This is a genomic window from Streptomyces sp. NBC_00669 (assembly GCF_036226785.1).
Lineage (GTDB): Bacteria > Actinomycetota > Actinomycetes > Streptomycetales > Streptomycetaceae > Actinacidiphila.
In genome coordinates this window covers 5,543,865-5,559,174 of the sequence record NZ_CP109018.1, presented here as the reverse complement: position 1 = coordinate 5,559,174, position 15,310 = coordinate 5,543,865, and the positions used below count along the sequence as shown (strand labels likewise).

General features: G+C 73.5%; 10 protein-coding genes and 1 pseudogene. 6 read left to right on the top strand and 5 right to left on the bottom strand.

What is annotated here, in order from left to right:
- Window positions 1–269: 269 nt before the first annotated feature.
- On the top strand, window positions 270–845 hold the full coding sequence (locus OG896_RS23295) for a sigma-70 family RNA polymerase sigma factor (protein ID WP_329368317.1): 576 nt from the start codon (window positions 270–272) through the stop codon (window positions 843–845).
- Window positions 842–2,386, top strand: a complete 1,545-nt coding sequence (locus OG896_RS23290; protein WP_329368316.1) for a hypothetical protein — start codon at window positions 842–844, stop codon at window positions 2,384–2,386. Before OG896_RS23295 ends, OG896_RS23290 begins: the two co-directional genes overlap by 4 nt.
- Before the next feature lie 75 nt (window positions 2,387–2,461).
- Here OG896_RS23290 and purU read toward each other — a convergent pair whose 3' ends face one another.
- Together purU and OG896_RS23280 are read right to left on the bottom strand one after the other, a co-directional pair.
- On the bottom strand, window positions 2,462–3,331 hold the full coding sequence (gene purU, locus OG896_RS23285; RefSeq protein WP_402450236.1) for a formyltetrahydrofolate deformylase: 870 nt from the start codon (window positions 3,329–3,331) through the stop codon (window positions 2,462–2,464).
- 116 nt (window positions 3,332–3,447) lie between these two features.
- On the bottom strand, window positions 3,448–3,894 hold the full coding sequence (locus OG896_RS23280) for an SCO4402 family protein (RefSeq protein ID WP_443057144.1): 447 nt from the start codon (window positions 3,892–3,894) through the stop codon (window positions 3,448–3,450).
- 286 nt (window positions 3,895–4,180) lie between these two features.
- On the opposite strand from OG896_RS23280, the gene OG896_RS23275 reads away from it, so the two are divergent.
- Window positions 4,181–5,332, top strand: a complete 1,152-nt coding sequence (locus OG896_RS23275; protein ID WP_329368312.1) for an ABC transporter substrate-binding protein — start codon at window positions 4,181–4,183, stop codon at window positions 5,330–5,332.
- A gap of 70 nt (window positions 5,333–5,402) precedes the next feature.
- Here OG896_RS23275 and OG896_RS23270 read toward each other — a convergent pair whose 3' ends face one another.
- Both OG896_RS23270 and OG896_RS23265 read right to left on the bottom strand, forming a co-directional pair.
- Window positions 5,403–6,845, bottom strand: coding sequence for a hypothetical protein (locus tag OG896_RS23270; RefSeq protein ID WP_329368309.1), 1,443 nt, complete (start codon window positions 6,843–6,845; stop codon window positions 5,403–5,405).
- A gap of 242 nt (window positions 6,846–7,087) precedes the next feature.
- Window positions 7,088–8,467, bottom strand: coding sequence for a transcriptional regulator (locus tag OG896_RS23265; RefSeq protein WP_328465079.1), 1,380 nt, complete (start codon window positions 8,465–8,467; stop codon window positions 7,088–7,090).
- Window positions 8,468–8,828: 361 nt separating this feature from the next.
- Here OG896_RS23265 and OG896_RS23260 point away from each other — a divergent pair.
- From OG896_RS23260 to OG896_RS23250, 3 genes and pseudogenes are all read left to right on the top strand, one after another.
- Window positions 8,829–9,414, top strand: a pseudogene (locus tag OG896_RS23260) (bifunctional DNA primase/polymerase).
- A 219-nt stretch (window positions 9,415–9,633) separates the two neighbouring features.
- The gene (locus tag OG896_RS23255) at window positions 9,634–10,521 is read left to right on the top strand and encodes an ABC transporter ATP-binding protein (protein ID WP_329368307.1); all 888 of its coding nucleotides are present in this window, start codon (window positions 9,634–9,636) and stop codon (window positions 10,519–10,521) included.
- Entirely contained in the window at window positions 10,518–12,197 is a 1,680-nt protein-coding gene (locus tag OG896_RS23250) for a transporter (RefSeq protein WP_329368305.1), read from the top strand. Before OG896_RS23255 ends, OG896_RS23250 begins: the two co-directional genes overlap by 4 nt.
- A gap of 153 nt (window positions 12,198–12,350) precedes the next feature.
- Here the strand turns inward: OG896_RS23250 and OG896_RS23245 are convergent, their stop codons facing one another.
- On the bottom strand, window positions 12,351–15,272 hold the full coding sequence (locus OG896_RS23245) for a BTAD domain-containing putative transcriptional regulator (RefSeq protein WP_329368303.1): 2,922 nt from the start codon (window positions 15,270–15,272) through the stop codon (window positions 12,351–12,353).
- Window positions 15,273–15,310 lie beyond the last annotated feature (38 nt).

The window sequence follows — 15,310 nt, the reverse complement described above, 5'->3', positions numbered from 1 at the left end:
ACCGTGACCACCGCCCAGCCGTCCCGCTCGGCCTGGGTCACCAGCACCGGTTCCCACCTCGCCTCGCCGTCGACTTGGATTCTCCCGTCCTACGACCCTATGCCCGCTCCCGGTCGCAACCCCGCAATCTTCTGGTCACACCCGCATAACAGACCGACAGAAGCGGTCGCATCCGGTGTCAGGTTGGTGCAAAGCCGCGTACACCCTCATGGGTGCCCGGTAACGTCGGGGACGCAGGCACAGGCCGGACGACGCAAGGGGGCCGGGAGATGGCGACACCCGCACCGCCGCGCTGGGACCGCAAGATGCAGCAGCGGCTGGCGCGGGGCGAGGAGGCGGCACTCGGTGAGCTGTACGACCGCTACGCCTCCCTGGTCCACGGTCTCGCGCACCGGGTGACCGACGACGACGACGCGGCGGACCAGATCACCCGCGAAGTGTTCGGCTACGTCTGGGAGAACCCGGACGCCTACGAGCCGAAGTACGGTTCGCTGCGGTCGTGGATCGCCGCGCTCACCCAGCGGCACGCGGTGCACCGGTTGCGCCAGTACGCGAACCGCGGCCGGACCAACCCCGACGTGCTGGAGGCACGCGTGCGCGAGGCCAACACCGCGGCGCGCGCCGACTTCATCGTGACATCGATGCCGGCTCCGCTGCGCGCCGCCCTCGAACTCGCCTACCGGGAACGGCTGGACTACCGCGCCGCGGCGGCCGATCTCGGGGTCAGCGAGGACGAGGCCCGCCGCAGGCTGCGGTTGGGCCTGCAACTGCTGTCCACCGCGATGGAGCCCGACGAGCAGGCCGAGGCGTCGTTCGAGCAGAACACCAAGCGAGGCGAGCGGTGAGCGGCCCGACGTACCACGACGGCGACGGCCCGTCCGACGACGGCCGAGGAGACGGGCGCCGTGCCCGCGTCCCCGCCCAGCGCGAACAGCACGACGCGCCCGATGACGTGCCCTTCGGCTCCTTCGGCCCGCAGTCGCCCGGCCCCGGTACGCCTGCCGGGCCTGCCACCGGCTCCCCGGCCGAAACCGCGCCTGCCGCCCTCGGCGCGCCGCGACCGACCGGCTCCTCCGGCTCCTCCGAGTCCCCCGTATCTCCCGAACCGACCGAACCGACCGACGGGGCGGACCCGCCTGTGCCGCACCTGCCCCACCTGCCCCGCGTCAGCCCGGCGACGGCCTCGGCCGTGACCACCGTCCGCGTGCCGCCGTACGACCACGGCACCCTCAAGTCGCTGCTGGGTGCCTGGGCACTGGCGGCCTGCTCTCGCGACGAGACCCTCGCCGTCGAGGTGCACCTGACGGACTGCGCGAGCTGCGCCGAGGAGGCGCTGCGGCTGCGGGACGCGGTCGGCCTGCTGCACCAGGAGGACTCGCTGGACCTGGACCCGCTGCTGCGGGCGCGGGTGCTCGAAGGGTGCCTCGGGCGGCGTCCGGCGCGCATCCCGGTACCGGAGTGGGCCGGGCCCTACGACGCGGAGGCCGCCCGGCTGGACGCGCTGCTGCGCGATCTGGGTGACGGCTACTGGACCGCGCCGGTGCGGTTGCAGTGGTTCGACGGCGCCCCGGTGACACGGGAGTTCACCGTCGGACAGGTCATCGCCCACCTGATCGCCGTCGACGGCCTGGTCGGCCGGGCCCTCGGGCTGCCGCAGCAGAGCATCGAGACGGCGGCCGACGACGCCACCGAACGCTACGGTCTCGACCGGCCGCGGCCGGTACGCCTGAGCCATGCCGCCGAGGAGATCGAGTTGCCGCGCTCACCCGCGGCGCGCACGGCGGCGCACTGGGCCGCTCACCAGGACCTGCCGGGCGCGACGCTCCGCCTGCTGTGGCGCGAGCAGAGCCACCGGCTGGTGCGGACGATCGCGTTCGCGGGCGAGGGGGTCGCGGGCCTCCCGGTGGACCACGGCGACTTCGAACTGCCCTTCCAGGACGCGTTCGTGGACCGCGCCTTCGCGTGCTGGACGCACGCCACGGACATCGCCGAGGCGGTGGACTACCCGTACGACACGCCCGCCGAGGGCCACATGCGGCAGATCGTCGGGCTGACCGCCGGCAAGCTGACCCGGGCGCTCGCCGCACGGCGCCGGGCCGGGCTGGCCACGTCGCCGGCACGGCTGGTGGCCGCGGGCTCGCCCGGGCGTTCGCTCAAGCTGGAGATCGAGGGCGACGGTGGCGGCGAGTGGCTGCTGGCGCTCGACTCGCCGGGCGCGGTGGCCTCGCCCGACCACCAGGTGGCGCATGTGGCGATGGACAGCCTGGAGTTCTGCCAGCTCGCCACGGGGCACGTGGTGCCGGAGCGCGTGGCGGCGGGCAAGGCCGGTGACCGGGCGGCGATCCGGGACGTGCTGTACGCGACCGCGGCGCTGTCCCGGCTCTGAGGTCGCCTCGCCCCGAAGACGTGCGGGCCTGAGGAGTTGCGGGCCCCGCCCCCGCCACCTGTTACCCGCCAGCCGCTACCCGAACACCACGGTCCGGCCGCCGTTGAGCAGCACCCGGTGCTCGCTGTGCCACTTCACCGCCCGCGCCAGCGCCTGGCACTCCACGTCCCGGCCGATCGCGACGAGTTGCTCCGGGGTGACCCCGTGGCCGACCCGCTCGACCTCCTGCTCGATGATCGGGCCCTCGTCGAGATCCGCCGTCACGTAGTGCGCGGTCGCGCCGATCAGCTTCACACCGCGGTCATGCGCCTGGTGGTACGGCTTGGCGCCCTTGAAGCTCGGCAGGAAGGAGTGGTGGATGTTGATGATCCGGCCGGACAGCTTCCGGCACAGGTCGTCCGAGAGGACCTGCATGTAGCGGGCGAGCACCACCAGTTCGACGTTCTCCGCCGCCACGATCTCCAGCAGCCGCGCCTCGGCGTCGGACTTGGTGTCCTTGGTGACCGGGATGTGGTGGAAGGGCACGTGGTAGGACTCGACGAGGGCGCGGAAGTCGGTGTGGTTGGAGACCACGGCGGCGACCTCGACCGGCAGCGCGCCGGTGCTGGCGCGGAAGAGCAGGTCGTTGAGGCAGTGGCCGAACCTGCTGACCATCAGCACGATCCGCATCCGCTCCGCGGACGGGTGGATGTGCCAGTCCATGTGGTAGGCGTCGCCCACCGCGGCGAAGCTGGCCCGCAGCTTGTCGACGGTCACCTCGGACTCGGCGGAGAAGTGCACCCGCATGAAGAACAGCCCGGTGCCCTGGTCGCCGAACTGCTGGCTGTCGACGATGTTGCACCCGGTCATGAAGAGGTAGCTGGAGACCGCGTGCACGATGCCCTGCTTGTCGGGGCACGACAGCGTGAGGACGTACTGCGGGGGCTGCGACTGCTGTTCGTTCACAGGCGCCAGCCTGGCACAAGCAGGCAGCCGAAGGCGCGGGTGTCCGGCACACGGACCCGATCACGCCGTCACGACCGCGTGGTCACGCGTGCACGTGGTCACGACACTCGCCGGGGTCACGCCGTCCGGTTGTAGATCGCCAGCACCTCGAGCGAGCGCGGCGGGACGTCCGGGTCCTCGCCGTCGGCCGACGCCATCCGCACGTGCGCCTCGCGGGCCGCGTGCACCGCCTCCGGCCAGGCCGAGTGGTCGAGGTAGGCGACCGCGGGGGCGTCGGCGCCCACCTGGTGCAGGATCTTCAGCACGCGCAGCACGGCCACGTCGACCAGCGCCGCCTCCTGCGCGTCGCGGAAGATGGTGCCGACGTACTTCTCGGCGGACCAGTTGTCGAGCCAGGTGTCCTCGACCAGGCGGTAGACGGCGTCGGTGACATCGCCGTATCCCTCGCGGCCGGTCCGCCACACCTCCATCTGGAAGACGGGGTCGCTGATCATGTGCAGCGCGGAGCGCACATTGCTGCGCCAGCGCCACCACGGCATGTCATTGAGGGGCATGCCACCCATCGTGGAGGAGTGACGGCCGCGACGGGAAGACTTCTCCGAACCTTGCACAGCGCACGATCGTACGCACCCGATCGGCGACACCTGTAATTCACCCGAACGTGACCGGGCGTTGGCATCCGGTCACCCGGCCGTTGAGCCGGAAGCGGAATCTTCCATTGATATGACTGACCGCCGCAGGGGCGCGCTCCGGCGTGCCGCCGTCCCACTACTCGCCGTATCCGCGCTGGTCAGCGGGTGTGGTGTCCTTCCGGGGAGCGCGGGGGGCTCTCCGGGGCCGATCGTGGTGATGACATGGGCGCCGGTGGGCACCAACGCCACCAACATGCCCGGCATGCTGGGGATGGCCAAGGCCGTCGAGAGCTACGTCAACGACCAGGGCGGGCTGCACGGACGCAAGCTGAAGGTGCTCACCTGCAACGAGCGCGACGACGCGGTCACGGTCACCGAATGCGCCAAGCAGGCCGCCGACGCGGGCGCGGTCGCCGTCGTCGGGTCGTACAGCGAGGAGGGCAGCAGCTTCATCTCCGCGCTGGAGGGCGACGACATCCCGTACATCGGCGGCTACGGGATCACCGAGGACGAGTACCAGTCCCTGATGTCGTACCCGATCAACGGCGGGCTGCCGGCGCTGCTGGCCGGCAGCGGGCTGCAACTCGCGCAGAGCTGCAAGAAGGTCGCGCTGGTGCGGCCGGACTCGATCACCGGCGACCAGTTCCCGATCTTCCTCGACCAGGGGCTGAAGGAGGAGGGCAAGCGCCCGGTGGAGGACATCCTCGCCAAGGACGACTCGACCGACTACACCGACGTCGCGACCCAGGCGGTCGGCGACGACAAGACGTCCACCTGCGTGTCCGCGGTGCTCGGCGACCACACCAGCACCTTCTTCGACTCCTTGCGCCGGATCGGCGACGTGCAGCCGAAGGTGCAGCTCTCCTCGGTGATCGGCAGCGTGCAGCAGTCCGTGGTGGACGCGAGCGGCGGCGCGAAGAGCCCGCTGGAGGGCGCGAAGATCGCCGACTGGTACCCGCCGGCCTCGGACCCGAAGTGGGACGAGATGAAGTCGGTGATCAGCAAGTACGCGTTCGGCGACGACACGATCGACGTGGCCGACCCCGGGGTGCAGACCACGTGGATCGCGTACTCCGTGTTCGCCAAGGTGGTGCGCGCGATGGACGCCAGGACGAAGATCACCGCGGACAGCGTGCGGCGGGCGATGGACGCGACCACGAAGCTGTCGACCGGCGGCCTCACCCCCGACCTCGGCTGGACCGACACCGACCTGCTGAACATCCCCGACCACCCGCGGATGGTCAACGCCGACATCGTCTACCAGAAGGTGCGGCAGGGCCGCCTGGTCCAGGCGCAGCCCGGCTTCGTGAACGTGACCAAGACGCTCAAGCCGGCGTCGTACGCCCCGCTCAAACGGGACGGCCAGTAGCCGGCCGGTTGACGTCAGAGCTGGGCCGTGAGGGCTGAGACGTCAGAGCTGGGCCGTCAAAGCTGAGCCGTCAGAGCTGGGAGTACTGCCGCTGGGTGAGGCCGTACTTCTTGGCGATCGCGTTCCAGAGCTTGACCGCCTTCTTCTTCTCGGTGGTGGCGGTGCCGCTCTCCCGGTCGCCGGCCTGCGTCTCGCTGGTGTTCCTGGCGTGGCCGCCGTGGCAGACCTTGTGGTTCTTCTGCGCCTGGCCGGCCCAGTTCGCGTAGTGGGTGTCGGCGGCGGAGGACGCCTGCCACGCCTTGGTGAGCGCGGTGCTCAGGGCGTCGTGGTCGGGCAGCTGGTCCAGGGGCAGCTTGGCCAGCTGGGTGACCAGGGACTTGCGCCGGTCGGCGGCGGTGTTCAGGTCGCCGGCGGCGCCGGGCAGGTTGCTGCAACTCCTGATGGACGCGACCGCGCTCACCACGGAACTGCGGCTGGCGTCACTGGTGTTGAGCAGCGAGTCCAGTGCGGACGCCTGCTGCTTGGCGGCGTCGTCGGCGCCGTCGGAGGGGCCGGGCTTGGCGCCCGCGGAGGTGCCGGGCGCGGGCGAGGCGCTCGACGAGTCGGCCACGGTGCCGGTCTTGCCGCCGCCACCGCCACCGGAGTTGAGCAGCGCGCCGACCACCAGGCCGGCCACCACGCAGCCGCCGACCACGATGCCGATCAGCGCCTTCGGCGACATCCGGCGCCCGCCTTCGCCGCCGCCGTCGTAGCCGTAGTCCCGCTCCGGGCCGTAGCCGGGCTCCTGGGGACCGCCGCCGGGGCCCTGCGGGTAGGGCTGCTGGGCGGGCTGCCGGCGGTCCGGCGGCTGGATGATGCGCGGCCGCATCGGCGCCGGGCTCGGCACGTCATGCCGGAAGAGGTGGTCGTAGTCGCTGTCGTGCCCGGGGCCGGGCTGCGGCTCCTCCTCCTCGAAACCGCCGTACTGGCCGGGGTGCTGCTCCTGGCCGCCGTACGACGGGCCGCCCGGGTTCGGGTACTGGTCGTAGCCGCCGGGCTGTTCGTACGGCGCCTGGCCGTACCCCTGCTGGTCGTAGCCGGTCTGCTGGTCGTAGCCGCCCGGGTGGTCCTGCCGGTCCTGGAAGAAGGGCAGCGCCTGGGTCGCCTCTGCCGGAGAGGGGTCGGGTATGTACGAGGGCGGCGGGGCCTGCGGCGGCACCGGCGGCAGCGGTGGTGCCGGGGCGTCGCCGGGGTAGGGCGGCAGCATCTGCGTGGCGTCGGCTACCGGGGGCGCGGGCAGCGGCGCGGGGGGCTGCGCGGGCGGCCCGAGCGGGTCGGCACCGGGGTAGGGCGGCAGCATCTGCGTGGCGTCGGCCGGCTCGGCGGCCGGCGGGCCGTCGGGCGCGCCCCACGGGGTGCCGCCGGCCGGCTGGACGTGCTCGCCGTACTGCAGCGGCTGCTGCTGCCGGCCCGAGGGGAGCACGACGCCCCGGTACGCTTCGGGCGAATCCTCGCCGCGTCCGCTGCTGTGCATCGCCGCCCACTCCTGACTCTGGCCTACCGTGCAAACCGTCGGCCAACGCTACCGGGTCCCGCTGAGCGCCGCCCCCGCTCATGAACAGGTGAGCGTCACCTCACACTTGGGCGACGGGGCGGCTACTGGCGCGGGCGCTGGGCTCGGCGGGTCTGCGCAGCGCTTTGACCGCGATGTGGGCGCGGAGTGTCGGTCCGGTAACGATTCGGCGTGCGGGGGCGGGCGGCACCCCTATGTCACCTTCAGGCCGCCTCCCGTTCGTCCAGCCGGGCGTGGAAGGCGCGCACCACCGGCTCACCGGCGAACGGCTCCAGGCGACGGCGGAAGTCGTCCAGATACTCGGCGCCGCGGTTGGAGCGCAGCCCGGACAGCAGGACGACGGCCTCCTCGCCGGTCTGGCAGGCCGCGTCCAGTTCGCGCTGCTGCACCTGGGTGTCGGCGAGCAGCAGCAGGTCGATCGCGCGGCGGCGGGCGCGGGTGGCCGGGTGGGCGGCCAGCGCCTCCTCGGCACGGCGGGCGGCGGGCTCGGCCTGGCCGAGGTCGCGGTGGCAGTGCGCCAACTCGTCGGCCAGGTAGGCGTGGTCGAAGTGGGCGATCCACGGCGGGTCCTGGTCCGGCTCCGAACGGTCCATCGCGTCGAGCGCGAGCCCGGCGACGGTGGCGAAGGTGCGGGCGTCGCCGAGCAAGGCGTGGCCGCGTGCCTCGGCGGCGTGGAACATCGCCTCGACGGTGGCGGTGACCTGACCGCGGGCGCCTTCCTGGGCGGCGCGGGCGAGTTGGGCGATCTCGCGGGGGTTGCCGAGCGAGGCGGCGAGATGGCTCATGCTCGCGGCCAGGATGTATCCGCCGTAGGCGCGGTCGCCGGCCGCCTGGGCCAGCCGCAGCGCCTGGATGTAATACCGCTGGGCGAGGCCGGGTTGGCCGGTGTCGACCGCCATGTATCCGGCCAGCTCGGTCAACCGGGCGACGGCGGAGAAGAGTTCGCGCCCGACCGACTCGCGGTAGCTGCCGGCGAGCAGCCCGGAGACCACGCTGTTGAGGTAGTGCACGACGACCGGGCGGCAATGGCCGCTGCCGAAGCGGTGGTCGAGGTCGGTGAGCGCCTGGGTGGTGGCCTTGACCGCCTCGACGTCGGACATCCCCACCCTGGCCCCGCCGTTGCGCGCCACACCCTGGTCGGGGCGGGTGATCAGCCAGTCCCTGCTGGGCTCGACGAGTGCGGAGGCGGCGACGGTGGAGCCGGTGAGGAAGTCGCGCCGGCCGACGTCGCTGCGCCACAACTCGCAGACCTGCTCGATCGCGCCGAGCACGGTGGGCGCGAAGTGCAGCCCGATGCCGGTGGCGAGGTTCCGCCCGTTGGCCATGCCGATCTCGTCGATGGACACCGCGCGGCCGAGCTTGCGGCCCAGCGCCTCGGCGACGATGCCCGGGGCGCGCCCGCGCGGCTGCTGCCCGCGCAGCCAGCGGGCCACGGATGTCTTGTCGTATCGCAGGTCGAGGCCGTGTTCGCTCCCGCACATGTTCACCCTGCGTGCGAGGCCGGCGTTGGAGCAGCCGGCCTCCTGGATCAGTGCTTGGAGCCTCTCGTTCGGCTGCCGCGCCACGAGTGGTCGTGCGGCCATCGATCCCCCCTTGTCGTTCTTCGTGGGTCTTCCTTCCCCAACCCCGGTGGATAAACCCCTTATTGACGGCAATTCACCCGTACCAGGCCGTTGGGCGGCGCCGGGCCGGCCGGGCCGGCGGGCGCTCGTCCGGTTCCTACCCGATTCCTGACGAGGTGCCCGTACGCGCCCCCGCAGATGCTTCCGTGCGCCCGGCGATGAGCGGCGGTGCGCGGTGACGGGCCGCGCCGGATGCCCGTATCCCCCGCCCACGTGGACAGTTGTGCAGCGCGTGGACGACACCCCCGCGGTTCCGCGGCAGCTCAGCGGTGCCCGACTGCTCGACACGGCGGTCTCGTACGTGCAGGAGCGGCACTGGGAGGTGCTGCCCGGCACGTGGCTGGAGATGAGCGCGGGGGGCGCACCGCGCTGTTCGTGCGCCTCGGCGGCGTGCCCCGCCCCCGGCGCCCGTCCGACCAGCGCGGACTGGGCGACCCGGGCGACCCGAGCGAGCGGCAACGGCTCGGAGGTGCGGCGGATGTGGACCGGGCGGACGCGTTCCTCGGTGCTGCTGCCCACGGGGCGCACCTTCGATGTGCCGGAGGTCCCGGAGAGCGCGGGCTTCCACGCGCTCGCCAGGATCGAGCGGCTGGAGGTGCAGCTCGGCCCGGTGATCTCCACGCCCACCCGCCGGATGGCGTTCTTCGTGCTGCCCGGGGCATGCGCGAAGGTGCCCCGGCTGCTGGGCGCGCTCGGCCGGCCGCCGGACACGCTGCACCTCACCGCGCGCGGCGGAGGCGACTGGGTGGCCGCCCCGCCGACCCGGATGGGCACGGGAGGGTGCGCGCAGTGGGCGGGCCGGCCGGCCGACCGCGGCGCATCGGTGGCTGCCGGACGTCGGCGAGGTGCTGAGCCCGCTGGCGTACGCGTGCGGGCGCGAGGCGGCGGAGACCCGCGCCGTACGCTGAGCAGGACCCGGCACCGAGCCGATGACGTTGTGTTACCCCCCGCGTTCGCCGTCAAACCCAACACCGCCCGCACGAGCGGTTTTCTCCGTCCTTCCCGGAAGTCACCCGGGCTTTCCGTCACTGTCAGTGGTCGCACATAGGGTGGCCGCACGCGTGGTGAACGCGGCCGGAGAAGCGTCGCGGTGAGCGTGGACGGGGATCGGGGAGAGGTGCGGTGCGATGGGTGAGGCGCGCGGTGCGGAGCGGGAGCCGGACAGCCGGCGACTCCCGTCGTACTACGGGGATCGGACGGGCCCGGCCGGGTCCGGGCTGGAGCAGCCGCCGCGGCAGCCGTCGGGCGTGCCGCCGGCGCTGCGGGTGCGCGGCCTGCGCAAGCGGTTCGGCGAGCAGGAGGCCGTCGCGGGCATCGACCTGGAGCTGCCGGCCGGCCGCTTCGCCGGCCTGGTGGGGCCCAACGGAGCGGGGAAGACCACGACCCTGTCGATGGTGACCGGGCTGCTGCGCCCCGACGAGGGCCTGGTGCAGATCGTCGGTCGCGACGTGTGGAGCGACCCGGTCGAGGTGAAGTCCCGGATCGGCGTGCTGCCGGAAGGACTGCGGCTGTTCGAGCGGCTGTCGGGCCGCGAACTGCTCACCTTCACCGGTCGGCTGCGCGGCCTGCCGGTCAAGGACGTGGACCTGCGCGCCACCCAACTGCTGGACGTGCTGGACCTGTCCGCCTCGCAGCACAAACTCGTCGTGGACTACTCGACGGGCATGCGCAAGAAGATCGGGCTCGCCGCGGCCCTGCTGCACAACCCCGAGGTCCTCTTCCTGGACGAGCCGTTCGAGGGGGTCGACCCGGTGTCCGCGCAGGTCATCCGCGGCGTGCTGGAGCGGTACACGGCCACCGGCGGCACCGTGGTGTTCTCCTCCCACGTGATGGAGCTGGTGGAGAGCCTGTGCGACTGGGTCGCGGTGATGGCGGCCGGACGGATCGTGGCGCACGGCCCGATCGCCGACGTGCGCGGCGAGGCGGCGACCCTCCAGGACGCCTTCCTGTCCCTGGTGGGCGCCGACCGGCGCTCCGGCGGCGACCTGGACTGGCTGGGCGGGGGCCCGAAATGACCGGCGCGGGCCCGCTCACCGCCGAGTCGCCGCCGCCCCCTTCGCCCGCGCCGCCCGCCGCGGACCGGGCCGCCCCGGTGACGGCGACGTTCGTCCGCCTCAAACTGGCCGTGCTGCGCAACGGAGTCCGGCAGTCCCGCGGCCGCACCGTGAGCTGGTGCATCGGCGTCGGCCTCGCGATGCTCTACGCGCTGGGCAACGGCGCCGGGATGATCGCCCTGCGCGGAAACGAGTACGCGCCGGCCGCCGCCGTCACCATGGCGGCGGTGCTGGCCATCGGCTGGGCGGTGATGCCGCTGTTCTTCTTCGGCGGCGACGACACCCTGGACCCGACCCGGCTGGCGATGCTGCCGCTGCGCCCCCGCCCGCTGATCACCGCCCTGCTGACGTCGTCGCTGATCGGCGCCGGCCCGCTGTTCACGCTGCTGGTGGGCACCGGTTCGGTGGTGGCGGTGGCGCACGGCGCGGCGGCCGCGGTCGTCGCGGTGCCGGCGGTGGCGCTGCTGCTGGCGATCTGCGCGGCCGCCTCCCGGGGCGTCGCGGCGGCCAACACCCGGCTGCTGACCAGCCGTAAAGGCCGCGACCTCGCGCTGCTCAGCGGGCTGATCGTGGCCGTCGGCGCACAGCTGGTCAACCTCGGGCTCAGCTCCCTGTCCTCCAACCACGGCCTGCACCGGGTCACTTCGGTCACCTCCGTGCTGCGCTGGGTCCCGCCGGCCTCCGCGGTCGACGCGGTGCGGTCGGTCTCCGACGGTGCGTACGGGCAGGCGGCGGCCCAACTCGCGCTCGCCGTCGCGCTGCTGGCCGTGGTGCTGCGCTGGTGGTACCGCACCCTGTACCGGCTGATGATGTCGCCGGACTCCTCCACCCTCCAGCCCGTCCCCGACAGCACCGTGCGCAGGGGCGGCGGCCGCGCGCCGCTGCTCTCACGCCTGCTGCCCGAACGGGCGCTGGCCGGCCGGACCGCGACGGTGATGGAGCGCCAGTTCCGCTACGCCGCGCGCGATCCCAAACTGCGCGCGTCCTGGGCGACCGGGCTCGCGGTGGGCCTGCTGCTGCCGCTGGTCGCGGTCGTCCAGCACGGCTCGGTCTACCAGTGCCTGTGGACCGCGGGCCTGCTCGGCATGCAGATGTACAACCAGTTCGGGATGGACAACTCCGCGTTCTGGACCGTCGTCGCGACCATCACCACCCGCAAGGACGCGGAGTCCGAGCTGCGCGGCCGGGCCCTGATGCTCGCGGTGGTCGCCCTCCCCTACGTCACCGTGGTGACCTGCGCGACCGCCCTGCTGCTGGGGCGGGCCGGGGCGCTGCCCGAAGTCCTCGGGATGGCCTTCGCGTTCCTCGGCGCGCTGATCTCCACCGGCGGCTACGCGAGCGTCCGCTTCCCGTACGCGGTCGCGCAGGACAACGCCTTCGGGAACGCCGCGCCCGGCAACGGCTCCATGGTGGCGTTCAACGCGCTGGGCGGGTCCGTGATCGCCTCCGCCTTCTGCCTGCCGGTGCTGGGCCTGGACCTCGCCTTGCACCTGACCGGCCACCACGCCCTGCTGTGGACGGTGCTGCCGGTCGGCGCGGTGTACGCGGCCGCGCTGTCGGTGGCGAGCCTGCGGTTCACCGCGCCCCGGCTGCTCGACCGGCTGCCGGAGATCCTCGCCGCCGTCGCCCGCCCCTGAACCGCCCGGGCGCCCCTGCGAACAGGGGCACCCGGCGGGCGGCCGGCCGCGACCGGCTGAGGTTGCGGTCGGCCGCGACCGGCTGAGGTTGCGGTCGGCCGCGAACTCAGCCGGCGGCGACCCCGGCCGGCGGGCTTCCGTGCGCGACGGACTTCAGTTGGCGATGCTGCCGCGCCAAGCGGGCAGCAGCTCGTCCAGGAGGGCCTCGACCCGTGGCGGCAGCCCCCTGGACGGGCCGTTGGCGGAGGCGCGGGCGAAGAGCGCCGAGGCAGCCGCCTCAAGCCGTCCCGGATCGCCGGTCGCGTTGGCGGAGCGCAGGTAGGCCAGCCAGAGGCGTTCGTCGTCGGGCGAGATCGCCATGCCGGTCTCGATCGCCGCGACGGCCGCCTTCGGCTTGTGCGCGTCGAGGTGGAGCGAGGCGAGCGCGAGCGCGATCTCCGCCACCAGCACCGGGTGCTGCGCGTCGACGATCTCGTGGCCGAGCCAGCCGTAGCGGCCCGGCGCCCGGTCCTCGAAGAGCCGGCCGCGGGCGAGCGAGAGGGCGTCGGTGAGCAGGCGGCGCCGGGCCGCCGGATCGCCCGCCGCCCGGCCCTCGGTGGCCTCGTGGTGGAGCGTCTGGAGGACGTCCCAGTCCGACACGACCGTGGTGCTGAGCACGATCCGCCCGGTGCTGTCGAGCGTGAGGCGCTCCCCGCCGTCGGGGTCGGTGCCCAGCCAGTCCCGCAGCCGGGCGATGAGCGCGTCCCGTACGTCCTCGGTGACCCCGCGCGGCCACAGCGCGGACGCCAGCACCCGCGGGTGCACGCCCTCGCGGTGCAGCAGCAGCAGCGCCAGCGCCTCGTGCAGCAGGCCGCTGCGCTCCCGGTCGGGCGCGTCGACGCCGACCACCTCGAACGGGCCGAGCAGCCGCGCGTACGCCCCCGGGCGGCCCTGGTCGCTGAGGTCGACCAGGAACGGCGGCGCCTCCGGGCCGGGGCCGTCGCCGTCCGCCTCGGCGAACAGCCGCAGCACCGACTCGTACTGCGCCTTGGGCAGCAGCTGGGCCTTCATGTCCAGGCCGAGCAGTGGCGCGAGCAGCCGTCCCGCCGGGGTGACCTCCAACTCCCATGCGGCGCCCGGCAGATCGGTGCGGCCCGAGCCGACCAGGTAGCCGATGCCCAACCGCCCGGCGTCCGCGGCGAGTTCGGCCAGCCGCTGCGCCTCCTCCGGCGAGGGCTCGGCGGCCAGCAGCACCAGGTGCGGCGCCCACTGGGTGTGCTGGGCGCGGCCGGTACGGCCGGTGAGCACGCTGTCCTGGCCCGCGGTGCGCAGCGCCCCGGAGCGCTGCACGGTCTCCGCGGCCATGATCTCCACGACCTCGGCGACCGTGCCGATGTGCCGCACCCGCGCGGGCGCCAGCGCGGTCAGGTCCTGGGCGAAGCCGACCAGCGTGACCGTCATCCGGTCCGACCAGCCGTTGGTCGCCAACTCGGCCGCGACCGAGGCGAGTACGGCCTCGCGGTCGGCCTTGGCGCCGCTCAGCGACACGATCCCGGGCACCGCTTCGAGGTTGAGCAGCAGCCGCGCGCCGTCCAGGGTGCCCAGCACCGCCAGGCCCGGGTACGGGGCCGCCGCCGAGGTGTCGATGTCCTCGACCAGCCGGGCCCGCTCCACCTGCCAGAAGGTCTCGTCCTGCCCGGTCTGCCAGGGCGCCGGCGGCTGCCCGTCCGGCCAGGCCAGTTGCAGGTGCAGCGCGTCCTCGGTGAGCCAGGCCGCGTACACCACGGGAAGCTTGCGGCCGTCCGCGTCGAGCCGGACCGACAGCGAACGCAGCGCCCGGTCGAGGAAGTTGACGGCGTCCTGGTCGGCACCGATCCGCAGCGCGTCGGCGACGTCGGCCTCCGCGCCGGTCGGGGTACGCGGGCTGCGCAGCGCGCCCGCGGTCAGCGACTGCCACAGCGCGGTGCGCCGCCGCCGGCCCAGCGCGGCGAGCAGGCCCGCGGCCAGCAGCGGCGCGCCGATCAGCGCGTCGGACAGGTCGAAGCCGTGCGACGCGGAAAGCCCGGTGACCACCTCGCTGGCGCCGCCCGCGACGCTCTCGTGCGCACCGCCGCCCGAGCCGCCCGAGCCGCCCGAGCCGCCAGAACCGCCCTGCTCGCCCGCCGGGGTCTGGTGCGCGGCGTGCGCGCCCTCGGCCGTGGTGTCCTTCGCGCCGCCGTGCTGGGCGTAGTGCAGGATGTCGGGCGCGGTGTGCGGGGACGCGACGGGCATCTCGACGAGGTCGCCGCCGTGCGCGTCGGCGGGCATCTCCAGCACCCAGCCGGGCCGGATCAGGCTGGCCTGCGACAGCTGCGAACCGTCGGGCTGCACGCGGTCCTTGTTGAGCTGGTAGATCTCCTTGTAGCGGCGGCCGTCGCCGAGGTGCCGCTGCGCTATCTCCCACAGCGAGTCGTGGTGCCGCCCCTCGGGCGGGTTGATCCGGTAGAACTTCGTCGCCTGCTGGGTGGACTGGCCGCCGCCCTGCGCGGTGGACGCGCTCGGCCCCGACTGGTGCTGCACCGCAGCCTGATGGGCCGCCGCCTGCCCGGGGGTGGCCTGCGCGGTCGCGGCCACACCCGGCCGGGCCTGGCTCTCCATCGAGTGCTGCTGGCCGAGTTGGGCGAGGCCCGGGACCAGGCCCGCGGTGCTCACGCCGACCAGCAGCAGCGCCGCGATCAACTGCCGTGCCAGCAACTGGCTCGGGCCGCTGCCCGGCACCCGGGTGGGCATGCCGACCCCGGACACCGCCGCCTTCGCCTCCACCAGCACGCAGGCGGTGAACTGCGCCCACGCCACCCACACCAGCACCGCCAGCGTGTTGACGAACGTCTCCGAGGTGATCGGCTGCTGGAGCACGTCGGAGTTGAAGTGGTGCGGGAACGGCGACCCGATGTACATCAGCAGCGCGGCCGGCACCGCCACCACCAGCACCGCGAGCGCCAGGAACGCCCCGAACGCCCGCACGATGTCGCCGAACGTCCGCTGCCTGCGCGGTGGTTGGGCCGCTCCCCCGCCCTGCTGCGGGCGGTTACGTCCCGTGGCGGTCGTGCGTGCCATGGCTGCTTCCTCTGCCTTCGGTGGTACGGGTCCTTGTC